We start from the raw sequence: 12,464 nt of genomic DNA on the forward strand, positions 1-12,464 counted from the left end.
CGCTTCGACGACTCGGACGCGAGACGGGCCGCGAACGTCGCTCGTAAGACTCGCTCCGTGGTGGCTGGCAGGGCGGTAGCGGTCCGAATCAAGTGGCGCGGGCAGACAACCAGACGCGCCAGTCGGTGACCAGATCGTCGCGGCTGGTGCCGAGGACATCGCGCATGATGCGGTCCTCGGTCGCGGGGTCCTGTTTGCCCGCCGCGATGCGGCGGTAGAGCTCGACCAGGCGCGGCTGGTCGAACTTGTCGGCGACGAACGCGCAGACCGACCAGGCCTGCTCATATGCGACGACGACGCCGCTGCCCGCGAAATCGGCGGCCGTGGGGAGATCGCGCGGGATATCTCCGGCGCGGATACGGGTGGCAACCGTCGGCGCGATATCGGCGAAATGATGTCCGGTGTCGAGGTGGGCGACGAATTCGGCGAAACCTTCGAGCATCCACTGCGGTGCGCCATCGACGGTCTGCGCTCGGGTGGCGATATGGGTGAGTTCATGACGCAGCAGGATGCGCAGACCGTCGGCGTCCAGGCGACGTCCGGCATCGGAACTGAAAACCACGCGTTGGCCGGTCGGCTGGGTGCCCGGCACGAAGGGATCGGCGACCGAGGCAGCGGCCACATCGGCGGGCATGCTCGCACCCGAGCGCACGAGAGCGGCGAACTCCGACGGATTCGACGCGACGACCACCATCGCGGATTGCGCCCAGCCCGGACCCCACACTCCGGTGACGGCCGTGGTCGCGGCGGCGAGTTCGCCCGCGAGGGTATCGATCTCGGCCCGCTGCGCCGGATGACCGACGACCAGGGACTGCTGGCCGTTGCCGGTCGGCACCTGCTCCGTGACGAGCTGTCCGAAGGGTTCGAGCGTGCGCCGCACCGCCGCGAGGCGTGGATCGTCCTCGGCGGCGCGCCGACTGCCGATCGAAGTCTGTTGGGCCGCATGCAGTTTCGGTAGTACCGAATTCGGCACCATCAGCAGTGCGCCGCAGGTGCCGGTCAGTATGGTCACCATCGCGACGGTGGCGACGAACTGGAAGCGGCGCCGCGCCAGAAACCAGGCGCGGGCCCGCCCAAAGCTACTCATAGCTGATCAGTATCGCCGAGCCGAGTGATAGGGCGTCGACCCCATCGGCGCAACGGCTACCGGAACCCCGAACGTAGAGGCGTGCAACATCAATCCATTACCCGCATAGATACCGACATGAGAGATATCGGAGTAGAAGAACACGACATCGCCGGGTTGCAGATCGTTTTTGTCCACCGGGGTGCCGTAGGTGGCTTGCTGCGAACTGGTTCGCGGCACATCCTTGCCGACCTGTTTGAACGCCCACTGCACCAGGCCGGAGCAGTCGAACTGGTGCGGTCCGGTCGCGCCCCAGACATAGGGGTCGCCGATGCGGGTGAGTCCGGCGGCCAATGCGCTGGTACCGCTACCCGGAACCAGCCCGCGCAGCAGGGTGTCGGTATCGAAACCGGGCGGGAAGGGCGATCCGGCCAATGCCGATTTGTCCTTGGTGGACAACTGCCCCCACGCTTCGACCACCTGCGCGATGGATCCGGATAGACCGACCCGTTTGCGCTCTAGATCGGCGCGCACCTGATCGGCCTTGTCGGAGGCGGCGCGGGCGGTGTCCGCGGCGGTACGCGCGGCCTTTTCCGCCTCGGTCGCGGTGGCGGTGGCCCGCTTGTAGAGATTGAGCTGCTCGGAGTTCTTGGCCGAGATCACGTCGATGGTCGACATCTGGTCGAGCAGATGCTGCGGTGAATCACTGAGCAGGACGGACGAGAGCCGGTTGTTCCGCGCGCCCTGATAGGCGGCGATCACGGTGCGATCGATGATCGGCTGGAACCTACGGACTTCCTCGCGGGCCGCATCGGCGGTCTGCGTGGCCGCGGCGAGTTTGGCATCGGCATCGTGCAGCACGCCGAGTTTGGTATCGAGGTCGGCCTGTGCTTCGAGTTCCTGTTGATTGAGCTGCTCGGATTGGCGAGACAGGTCGATCATTCGCTGTACGGCTTCACTGGCCGTGGTCGGCATGGTGGCGGGATCGGCTCCGGCTGGACTGCCACTGGAGAGCGCGGCGGCCAGGACTCCGGCCGCTAATGCCCCTCCCACCAGACGTTTCATGCGTTGTCTCCGGTGATCTGCTGTCACAGCGCGCCAAGCCCCGTATCTCTCGTGAAGCGATCTTGTCGCCTCCGTAAGCTGCGGAACTTCTAGGGCGAACCCCGCAACCCGGGAAGGTCTCGATTAGGTTACGGAACGGCGGAGGCCTGTGTCCAGTGGGCCACAAAATGATCACTCGAGCCGTCCCGTCGCCCGGCCGCTCGGTACGGCCGGGCGGAGCCGCTCAGAAGCGGCGCGCGCCGGCGACCGGCATGGAGGAGATCGACGCCAGCTTCACCGGGGTGCCGGCGGTGGAGGCGTGCACGACGTTGCCGTCGCCGGCGTACAGACCGGAGTGGCTGCCGCCGTAGAACGACACCAGATCGCCCGGCCGCAGGTCGTCGAGCGAGACCGGGGTGCCCGAGTTCAGCTGCTCACCGCTGGTGCGCGGCAACTCCAGTCCGGCCTGCTGGTAAGACCACTTGACCAGGCCTGAGCAGTCGAACGCGTTCGGGCCCGCGGCGCCATAGACGTACGGAGCGCCCAGCTTGCTCATCGCGGCGTCGAGCGCGATATCGCCGACGGTCTTCTTGGGGGCCATGAACGGCAGCGGCGCGGGGCCGGGCACCTCGATGCCCGGGATACCCTGCGGGATCTGGATCTCGTTCGGCACGTCGAAGGTGCCGACGCCGGGGATGGTGACCGGCTGGGCCGAGGCGGGCGCGGCGGGCAACAGGAAGACGCCGAGCGTGGCAGCTCCGACGGCTCCGGCCGCGACGGCACGCTTGGCATGTCGCTTGACGGTGTTGGTCGCCATGATGCGGTACTTCCAATCTGCCCCACGACGCCGCACCCGGTGGTGCGGCGGACTCCGCGTCGATGCACCGTCGGGTGGTGCGCCGAACTCCGTGAGGTCTCGAAAAGGTTACGAACACATCACGGTGTTTTGTAAAGCCCGGCTCATCCGAAATGGCGATGATCAACAAATTTTTCGTGGAATATGTGCGACTTATGTCACAGCAATCACGAAACGATAACAACCTGCATTTGTTCGGAGATTCAGGTGTCGTCGTCGAGCGGGGCGGCCGCGGGCTCAGGCGCGCCTCGGAAGGCTGGTTTTACGGAATTTGCCCAGGTAGTAAGGGTGTTTCAACTTTCGGCAGCCTAGGCGATTCGGACCGATGGGTCTTCTTGTGCGGGTCGCGGACGGCGCGCCGAAGGTCCCGACTCCGAGCGTCCGGGTGCGTCCGCCACATTGATGCAATTTGCTAAACAATGTGATGTGCGCCATATTTTGGTGTTCTAGATCATTTTGTGGGAACTAGCGCGAAATCCGCACCGTGTAATTCAGACATTTCTCTGGTGAAATCCGGGTGGCTTTTGCGACGGTTCCTGTCGTACCGAGACCCTACGCTGCACGCCGTGCCCGATCCGACGCCGCGCCAGGCCGCCGCACTGCAGTTGGCCTTCGACGAGCTGGAGACGCCGCTCTACGACACGACCTTCGTGGTCGTCGACCTGGAGACCACGGGCACCAGCCCTCGCGGCGATGCGATCACCGAAATCGGCGCCGTGAAGGTGCGCGGTGGTGAGGTGCTGGGGGAGTTCGCGACCCTGGTGAACCCGGGACGGCCCGTTCCGCCCTCGGTCGTGCAGATCACCGGGATCACCACCGCGATGGTCTACGAGGCACCCCGGATCGAGGCGGTGCTGCCGGGTTTTCTCGAGTTCGCCAAGGGCGCCGTGCTGGTCGCGCACAACGCCCGGTTCGATATGGCCTTCCTACGTGCCGCGGCGGCCCGCATGGATACGGCATGGCCGAGCGGGCCGGTGGTGTGCACCGTGAAGTTGGCGCGGCGTGTACTCGCCCGCGATGAAGCCCCGTCGGTGCGGCTCGGTGTGCTCGCGCCGCTGCTCGGTGCGAGCACCCAGCCGAACCACCGTGCCCTCGACGATGCCAGGGCGACCGTGGATGTGCTGCACGCCCTCATCGGACGGGTGGGCAATCTGGGCGTACACAGCCTGACCGAATTGCTCGACTATCTGCCGAATGTCACACCGCGCCAACGCGCCAAACGGGTTCTCGCCAACGATCTGCCGTCGAGCCCCGGTGTCTATCTCTTCCGCGGGCCCTCCGACGAAGTCCTCTATATAGGGACGGCGGTGAATCTGCGTCGCCGCGTGCGCAATTATTTCACCGGATCCGAGACCCGCGGCCGGATGAAAGAGATGGTCTCCCTTGCCATTCGGGTCGACCATGTGGTGTGCGCGCACGGTCTGGAGGCCGGCGTGCGCGAGTTGCGACTGATAGTCGCGCATACCCCGCCCTACAACCGGCGCTCGAAATTTCCGAAGCGGGGTTGGTGGATAACACTGACCGAAGAACCGTTTCCCCGCTTCGCGATCGCGCGCACGCCGACCGTGGATGCGTTGGGGCCCTTCCCTTCTCGGGTGGATGCGAACGACATCGCGCTGACCATCGCGGAGCACAGCGGGCTGCGCACCTGCGCCACGCGACTGCCGCGCGACGGCCGCCACGACTGTGCGCCCGCGGTGGTCGGCGGATGCCCGGCGGCCACCGCGGGCGGCACTCCTATATATAGAGAGGAATACGAACCCGCCGCCGCGGCTGTTCGGGCACTGTTCGCGGGCCACTCCGACGCGCCGTTGCGGGCCATGCTCGATGGCATCGAAAACTATTCGCACGCAGAACATTTCGAGGCGGCCGCCCGATTGCGCGATCGGACCGTCGCGGTGCTGCGGGCACTGCATCGCACCCAACGACTGGCCGCGGTGGCGCGGATCGCCGAACTGATCGTGGCGCATCCGGATGGCGCCGGCGGTTGGGAGTACGCGGTGATCCGCTATGGGCGGCTGGCGGGGGCCGGCACCTCGGCGCGCGGTGTGCCGCCGATGCCGGTGATCGAACGCATCGTCGCGGCGTCGGAGACCGTATTGCCGGATCCGGTGCCGCCGTTGCGTGGTGCGTCGCCGGAGGAGGTGGGGCTGGTGACGCGATGGTTGGGACGACCGGGAGTGCGGATCGTGCGCACGAGTGAGGGATACGGCGAACCGATCCGCGGTGCCGGACGCTGGGCCAGGTGGGCCGATCTCGCCGATGCGGCCGCCCGGCCCGACACCGAGCAGGGCGCCGAACTCTCGGTACGCAAACGCGGTGACCGCCTAGGCTGACACCATGATTACCGCAATCGTGATGATCCAGGCCGAGAACACCCGCATTCCGGAGACTGCACAGGCGGTCGCCGACACCCAGGGCGTCACCGAGGTCTACTCCTGCGCGGGCGATGTCGACCTGATCGCGATCGTGCGGGTGCGCGACCACGAGGAGATCGCCGAGGTAGTGACCGGCCGGATCGATAAGACCCCTGGCGTCGCTCGCACTACCACCCACATCGCCTTCAAGTCCTATTCCCGTGCCGACGTCGAAGCCGGGTTCTCCCTCGGGGAGTGAGCCGTACTCAGGAAATGCGGATGGCGGAGCCGGCGAGGGGACGGGAGCCGCCGGAGGGGAGTGCGGCGCCGGCTTGGCCCCCGCACCCGACGGTATAGAAGACGGTAACGATGGCGTCGGTGTGGTTCTCGATGGCCAAGGGGGCGGCGCCGACATCGATCTGCACGCAGCCGGACGGTTCGCGGTAGGCGGTGCCGTTGACGACCAGACTGCCCGGTGCCGCGTGTGCGACGGGTCCGCCGGCGATCACCGACGGACCGAGTGCCGCGTAAACGCCCCGCTTCATCATGTGCTCCAGCGATCGAGCCGGGCAGCGTGTGCCCGACGCGAAAGGGGGTCGTGCCGGATTGCGGTCGTCACTGTAACCTCCACCGCCACAAGAGGTCTGCTGAATACGGCGCATAGCGCATAGTTCGCGCTGTCGGCCTCAGTTGTCGCCCAGGGTGTTGGTGAGTTTGGCCCAACGCTCGAGCAGGGCGGCGGATTTGCCGGTGTCGATGGCTTCGGCGGCCCGATCAATGCCTGCGGCGATGGCGTCGTGGACATCGACATTCGGATCACCGACCCCTCGGGACAAGTCGTAGGCGACGATGGCGGCGGCCGAGTTGAGCAGTACCGCATCGCGCACTGGGCCCGCGGTCCCCGCGAATACGCTGCGCGCGACACCCGCGTTGATCTCCGCGTCGCCGCCGCGCAAGGCATTCAGATCGACGCGCGCGATGCCGATGCGGGTCGGATCGATGGTGGTTTCCCGCAACTGTCCGCCCGACACCACCCAGGCGGCGGTGGTGTCGGAGGTGGTGATCTCATCCAGACCGTCATTGCCGCGCACCACGATCGCGCTCGCGCCGCGCTCGGCGAAGACCCCGGCGATCACCGGCAGCAGTTCGGGGAACGCGCAGCCGACCAGCCCGGCGCGCGGTTGCGCGGGGTTGGTGAGCGGACCGAGGACGTTGAAAACGGTGGGTATGCCGATTTCTTTGCGGGCCGGACCGGCGAAGCGCAACGCGGGGTGGAACAGCCCGGCGAAGCAGAAGCCGATGCCGACCTCGCGCACGCAGCGCGCGACGGCCTTGGGACCGAGGGCCAGCTTCACGCCCAATGCCTCCAGCACATCGGCGCCGCCGCTCTTCGAGGAGGCCGCGCGGTTGCCGTGCTTGACCACGGGAACTCCGGCCGAGGCCACCACGATCGAGGACATCGTGGAGATATTCACCGAACCGGACCGGTCACCACCGGTCCCGACAATGTCCACCGCATCGCCGTCGATGTGGACCAGGCGGGCGTGGCCGAGCATGCCCGCGGCCATACCGGACAGCTCCGTGGGAGTCGGGCCCTTGATCTTCATCGCCACACCGAAGGCGGCGATCTGCGCCTGCGTCGCATTGTCGGTGAAGATCTCGTCGATTACCCAGGTCGTGTCCTCCGCCGCCAGATCGCCACCATCGGCAAGGGTCCCGAGTATTTGGGGCCAGCTGCGCATGTCCACTTCTCCTGTCACCACTGGTTCGCGCACCAGTCTGTCGCGAAAGAGCGTAGTGGTCGAGATGTTATGACCGCTGCGCGGTCGCGGAACCCGGTTGCAGGGCATCCCAGCCGTCCGCGACGCCGTCGTGGCGTTGCGCGAGACCGGCCATCCTGGCCCGTTCCTGCGAACAGTGCAGTGCGTCGAGCAGTTGCACGCGATGCAGGATCAGCGCTTCCAGCTCGTGTGGCCCCGAGGTGCGTGGCGCCGCGGCGTAGCCATCCTGGGCCGCTATCGCACACACCTCATCGATCCGATCAGGAGGAATACGCAAGTGATGGCGCAGCAGTGCGGGCTCGTCGGGTTTGAGAGCCGAGGCGCGCGTGAGTGTTGTCGAACACGCTTCGGAGTCTTCGAAGCACTCCACGACGACTACCAGGTCGGAACGGGTCGGATCCAGCGGTTCGGGTTCGTCCCCGCCGAACAGCCGTTGCCACCACCGCGTCACATCCGCCTCCTGATCTCAGCTTTTCCTTATCCGCGCCTGTCACCATCGGAGGCTGTAATCCGGTAGTCGAATCCTGTGGTCGCGCGAGATTCACACCCCTACATCATCACAACGGAGCGAGCCTTACGAGCGACCGTCGGCGGCCGGTCTCGCGGCCGCCGACACGCCGCGCCGAAGGCGCGGCTGTCAAACACTGTTCGTCCGTGCGTTTTCCGACGCGAGAGGCCGAGTTTCGCACCCGAGTACTTGCGTCGTACTACGACGAGTCATACTTACCCCCGTGACGACCGCAGTAGGGACCCCAGGATCGGCCATTACTCAGCGCGTGCATTCGCTGAACCGGCCCAACATGGTGAGCGTCGGTACCATCATCTGGCTCTCCAGCGAGCTGATGTTCTTTGCCGGGCTCTTTGCGATGTACTTCGTCGCGCGCGCCCAGGCCCACGGCAACTGGCCGCCGGAACCGACCGAGCTGAACCTGAAGCTTGCCGTGCCGGTCACCACCGTGCTGGTCGCCTCCTCGTTCACCTGCCAGATGGGTGTGTTCGCGGCGGAGAAGGGCGATGTGTTCGGCTTGCGCCGCTGGTACGTCGTCACCCTGATCATGGGCGCGATGTTCGTGGCCGGTCAGGGCTACGAGTACACCAACCTGGTCAAGGAAGGCACCTCGATCTCGAGCAGTGCCTACGGTTCGGTGTTCTACATCACCACCGGTTTCCACGGTCTGCACGTCATCGGCGGTCTGATCGCCTTCGTATTCCTGCTGGTCCGCACCAAGCTCAGTAAGTTCACCCCGGCACAGGCCACCGCTGCGATCGTCGTCTCGTACTACTGGCACTTCGTCGACATCGTCTGGATCGGGCTGTTCGCCACGATCTACTTCGTCCGCTGAGCCGGGCCAGTAACGCCAAACCTTTTGCACAAGTCGGTTCCGTCTACTCCAAAGGGACACAGATGAGTTCATCTCCCCCGTCAGCGCCAGAGCCCGCCAGCCCCAGCGCGGCGATCGGCCAAGATGTCGCGGCCAGCAAGACGCGCAAGCAGCGCCGCATGCGGCGTCGCATCGCGGGTGGGCTCGCGCTGCTGGTGGGCCTCGTCGGAGCCGGATTCCTCGCCACCGCGATCACGCCGGACCCGCAGGTCGCGACCGCGCGCGAGGACCAGTCCGCGCTGATCCGCGACGGCAAGCAGCTCTACGAGACCTCCTGCATCACCTGTCACGGCGCCAACCTGCAGGGCGTGCCCGACCGCGGTCCGAGCCTGATCGGCGTCGGCGAGGCGGCCGTCTACTTCCAGGTCTCCTCCGGTCGCATGCCGATGGCGCGCAATGAGGCCCAGGCCGAGCGCAAGCCACCGAAGTTCGACGCGCACCAGATCGACGCGCTCAGCGCGTACGTCGCATCGAACGGCGGTGGCCCGAGCGTGGTTCGCGACGCCAACGGCGAAATCGCCCAGGAATCGCTGCGCGGTCCGGATGTCGCCCGCGGTTCGGAACTGTTCCGGATGAACTGCGCCTCTTGCCACAACTTCACTGGCCGCGGTGGCGCGCTGTCCTCCGGTAAGTTCGCACCGCCGCTGGAGCCCGCGAGCGAGCAGCAGATCTACGATGCGATGCTCACCGGTCCGCAGAACATGCCGAAGTTCTCCGACCGGCAGCTGAGTCCGGAAGAGAAGCGCGACATCGTCGCCTACGTCAAGAACGCCACCGAGGAGAAGAGCCCCGGCGGCTGGGACCTCGGCGGATTCGGTCCCGCGACCGAGGGTCTGGCCATGTGGGTGGTCGGTATCACAGTGCTCGTGGGTTCCGCGATGTGGATCGGATCTCGATCATGAGTGAGCGTAGCGAGCGAACAACGAACACAGCCGATTTATCGGTCATGACGGAGCCGAGCGCTAGCGAGGCGCAGGCATGAGTGAGCGTAGCGAGCGAACAACGAACACAGCCGATTTATCGGTCATGACGGAGCCGAGCGCTAGCGAGGCGCAGGCATGAGTGAGCGTAGCGAGCGAACAACAAACACAGCCGATTTATCGGTCATGACGGAGCCGAGCGCTAGCGAGGCGCAGGCATGAGCGATAGCAAGGAGCCAACTGACATGGGTCGGCCGGATGAGGGCCACGACGGCACGGAGCCGTCGAACGAGCAGGTGAATTCCACACCGGCTGAGCCCACCGAGGAAGAACTCGACGCGATGTCGCGCGACGAGCTGGTCAAGCTCGGTACCGAGCGCGACGGCGTCGACGTCGCCTACCGGCGCGAACGGTTCCCGGTGCCGGGCACCCGTGCCGAGAAGCGCGCCGAGCGCCAGGTTTCGTTCTGGTTCGCGGTCTCCGGCATCGCGGCCGCGGTCTTGGTCGGGGTCTTCCTGTTCTGGCCTTGGGAGTTCAAGGGCAAGGACGAGGAAGGTCACACCGCCTACTCTCTGTTCACCCCGCTGGTCGGCCTCAGCTTCGGTATCGCGGTGCTGGTCATCGGTATCGCGGTCGTGCTGATCCGCAAGAAGTTCATCCCGGCCGAGCTGTCGATTCAGGTCCGCCACGACGGAGCCTCGCCCGAGGTCGAGCGTCGCACCCTGGTCGCCGAGCTGCAGGATGCGCTCGACACCTCCACGCTTGGTCGCCGGAAGATGATCACCCGGACCGCGGGCGCCGGTGTCGGTGTGCTCGGTATCGGCGCGCTGCTGGTCTTCGTCGGCGGCATGGTCAAGAACCCGTGGGCCAAGGGCGACAAGTCGCCGCTGTGGGTCTCGGGCTGGACCCCCGACTTCCCGGGCGAGACGATTTACATCCGTCGTGACACCGGTCGCCCCGAGGACGTGTTGCTGGTGCGTCCCGAGGATCTGGACGCGGGCGCCATGGAGACGGTGTTCCCGTGGAAGGAGAAGTGGCGCGGTGACGAGCACGCGACGCTGCAGTCCCTGCGCGGTATCCGCAATGCCGTCATGCTGATCCGGCTGCGCACCGAAGACGCGCAGAAGGCCGTCAAGCGTAAGGGGCAGGAAAGCTTCAACTACGGCGACTACTTCGCCTATTCGAAGATCTGCACCCACCTCGGTTGTCCGACGTCACTGTTCGAGCAGCAGACCAACAGGATTCTGTGCCCCTGCCACCAGTCGCAGTTCTTGGCGACCGAATGGGGTAAGCCGGTCTTCGGTCCCGCCGCTCGCGCACTGCCGCAGCTGCCGATCACCGTCAACTCCGAGGGCTACCTGGTCGCCGCAGGCGATTTCATCGAGCCGCTCGGACCGGCCTACTGGGAGCGTCGTTCATGAGTCGGGTTGCAGCCCAAGCCAACGCAGCGGACGAGCGGTACCGTGCCGCGGCGTTCCTGAAGCGGTCGATCAATAAGGTCTTTCCGACCCACTGGTCGTTCCTGCTCGGTGAGATCGCGCTCTACAGCTTCATCATCCTGCTGCTGTCGGGTGTGTATTTGACCCTGTTCTTCGATCCGTCGATGAGCGAGGTCGTGTACAACGGCGCCTACCAGCCGCTGCGTGGTGTGACCATGTCGCGGGCCTACGAGACGGCGTTGAATATCACCTTCGAGGTGCGCGGTGGTCTGTTCGTGCGCCAGGTGCATCATTGGGCGGCGTTGCTTTTCGCGGCCTCGATCATCGTGCACCTGTTCCGGATCTTTTTCACCGGTGCGTTCCGTAAGCCGCGTGAGGCGAACTGGGTCATCGGCTGCCTGTTGCTGATCATGGCGATGTTCGAGGGCTTCTTCGGTTACTCGTTGCCTGACGATCTGCTCTCGGGTACCGGTCTGCGGGCCGCGTTCGGCGGCCTTGTGATGGGTATCCCGATCATCGGCACCTGGGTGCATTGGTTGATGTTCGGTGGTGACTTCCCCGGCGAGATCATCATTCCGCGTCTGTTCATCGCGCACGTGCTGCTGTTCCCCGGCATCATGCTGGCGTTGATCGCCGCGCACGTCGCGTTGGTCTGGTACCAGAAGCACACGCAGTTCCCTGGTCCGGGTCGCACCGAGAGCAATGTCGTCGGTGCGCGCATTGTGCCGGTGTTCGCCTCGGATCAGGGTGCGTTCTTCGCCTTCACCCTCGGTATCGTGGCGATCCTGGCGGGTGTGCTGCAGATCAACCCGATCTGGAACCTGGGTCCGTACAACCCAGCTCAAGTCTCGGCGGGTTCGCAGCCCGACTTCTACATGATGTGGACCGACGGATTCCTGCGGCTCTTACCGCCGTGGGAGCTGTACCTGGGTCGCTACACGGTTCCGGCACCGTTCTGGGTTCTGCTGGTAATGGGGCTGGTCTTCACGGTGCTGATCGCCTACCCGTGGATCGAGCAGCGCCTCACCGGCGACAAGGTGCACCACAATCTGCTGCAACGTCCCCGCGATGTGCCGGTGCGTACCGCTATCGGCGCGATGGCGATCGCGTTCTATGTGGTGCTTACGTTGTCGTGCAACAACGACATCCTGGCGTTGAAGTTCAACATCTCGCTGAACGCGACCACCTGGGCGGGCCGTATTCTCGTGCTGGTGGCGCCGCCGGTGGCGTATTTCCTGGCTTACCGGTTCTGCATCGGTCTGCAGCGCAGCGACCGCGCGGTGCTCGAGCACGGCATCGAGACCGGTGTGATCAAGCGCTTGCCGCACGGTGAGTACATCGAGATGCACCAGCCGCTGGGCCCGGTCGACGAGCACGGCCACCCGATCCCGCTGGAGTACCAGGGCGCGACGGTGCCCAAGAAGATGAACAAGCTGGGCTTGGCCGGTCAGCCGGGCACCGGTAGCTTCCTGCGCGCCGACCCCGCGCACGAGATCGAGCAAGCCTTCGAGACCGAGCACGCGGAGGAACACAAGCAGCTCGCCGTGCTGCAGCGGGTCCAGGAGCGGGCAACCGGCAAGTCCGGCCACTGAGCACCTAGCTCGAAAGCAGAAGGCCCC

12 protein-coding genes are annotated in these 12,464 nt (G+C 65.7%); 6 read left to right on the top strand and 6 right to left on the bottom strand.

Annotated features, from left to right (window positions below; genetic code table 11):
- Positions 1-88: 88 nt before the first annotated feature.
- From ACW2Q0_RS21475 to ACW2Q0_RS21485, 3 genes are all read right to left on the bottom strand, one after another.
- On the bottom strand, positions 89-1,087 hold the full coding sequence (locus ACW2Q0_RS21475; protein ID WP_457192681.1) for a hypothetical protein: 999 nt from the start codon (positions 1,085-1,087) through the stop codon (positions 89-91).
- 6 nt (positions 1,088-1,093) lie between these two features.
- Entirely contained in the window at positions 1,094-2,131 is a 1,038-nt protein-coding gene (locus ACW2Q0_RS21480; RefSeq protein ID WP_457192682.1) for an NlpC/P60 family protein, read from the bottom strand.
- Between the two features lie 223 nt (positions 2,132-2,354).
- Positions 2,355-2,927: a C40 family peptidase gene (locus ACW2Q0_RS21485; RefSeq protein WP_457192683.1), complete on the bottom strand. Its 573-nt coding sequence runs from the start codon at positions 2,925-2,927 to the stop codon at positions 2,355-2,357.
- 605 nt (positions 2,928-3,532) lie between these two features.
- Here ACW2Q0_RS21485 and ACW2Q0_RS21490 point away from each other — a divergent pair.
- Both ACW2Q0_RS21490 and ACW2Q0_RS21495 read left to right on the top strand, forming a co-directional pair.
- Complete coding sequence (locus ACW2Q0_RS21490) at positions 3,533-5,302, top strand: DEDD exonuclease domain-containing protein (RefSeq protein WP_457192684.1); 1,770 nt, start codon at positions 3,533-3,535, stop codon at positions 5,300-5,302.
- A 4-nt stretch (positions 5,303-5,306) separates the two neighbouring features.
- The gene (locus ACW2Q0_RS21495; RefSeq protein ID WP_457192685.1) at positions 5,307-5,582 is read left to right on the top strand and encodes an Lrp/AsnC family transcriptional regulator; all 276 of its coding nucleotides are present in this window, start codon (positions 5,307-5,309) and stop codon (positions 5,580-5,582) included.
- 7 nt (positions 5,583-5,589) lie between these two features.
- On the opposite strand, the gene ACW2Q0_RS21500 is transcribed toward ACW2Q0_RS21495, so the two are convergent.
- The 3 genes from ACW2Q0_RS21500 to ACW2Q0_RS21510 form a co-directional block, all read right to left on the bottom strand.
- On the bottom strand, positions 5,590-5,868 hold the full coding sequence (locus ACW2Q0_RS21500; RefSeq protein WP_457192686.1) for a hypothetical protein: 279 nt from the start codon (positions 5,866-5,868) through the stop codon (positions 5,590-5,592).
- Positions 5,869-6,009: 141 nt separating this feature from the next.
- Positions 6,010-7,065, bottom strand: a complete 1,056-nt coding sequence (trpD, locus tag ACW2Q0_RS21505) for an anthranilate phosphoribosyltransferase (protein WP_457192687.1) — start codon at positions 7,063-7,065, stop codon at positions 6,010-6,012.
- 67 nt (positions 7,066-7,132) lie between these two features.
- On the bottom strand, positions 7,133-7,555 hold the full coding sequence (locus tag ACW2Q0_RS21510; RefSeq protein ID WP_457192688.1) for a hypothetical protein: 423 nt from the start codon (positions 7,553-7,555) through the stop codon (positions 7,133-7,135).
- A 280-nt stretch (positions 7,556-7,835) separates the two neighbouring features.
- Here ACW2Q0_RS21510 and ctaE point away from each other — a divergent pair, with 280 nt between their 5' ends.
- The 4 genes from ctaE (at position 7,836) to qcrB (ending at position 12,437) form a co-directional block, all read left to right on the top strand.
- A complete protein-coding gene (gene ctaE, locus ACW2Q0_RS21515; protein WP_457192689.1) occupies positions 7,836-8,447 on the top strand; it encodes an aa3-type cytochrome oxidase subunit III in 612 nt (203 codons plus the stop codon).
- A gap of 62 nt (positions 8,448-8,509) precedes the next feature.
- Complete coding sequence (gene qcrC, locus ACW2Q0_RS21520) at positions 8,510-9,388, top strand: cytochrome bc1 complex diheme cytochrome c subunit (protein ID WP_457192690.1); 879 nt, start codon at positions 8,510-8,512, stop codon at positions 9,386-9,388.
- Between the two features lie 263 nt (positions 9,389-9,651).
- Entirely contained in the window at positions 9,652-10,827 is a 1,176-nt protein-coding gene (gene qcrA / locus ACW2Q0_RS21525; RefSeq protein ID WP_457192780.1) for a cytochrome bc1 complex Rieske iron-sulfur subunit, read from the top strand.
- Positions 10,824-12,437, top strand: a complete 1,614-nt coding sequence (gene qcrB / locus ACW2Q0_RS21530) for a cytochrome bc1 complex cytochrome b subunit (protein ID WP_457192691.1) — start codon at positions 10,824-10,826, stop codon at positions 12,435-12,437. Before qcrA ends, qcrB begins: the two co-directional genes overlap by 4 nt.
- Positions 12,438-12,464: the final 27 nt, after the last annotated feature.

The sequence above is a fragment of the Nocardia citri genome (assembly GCF_054065835.1).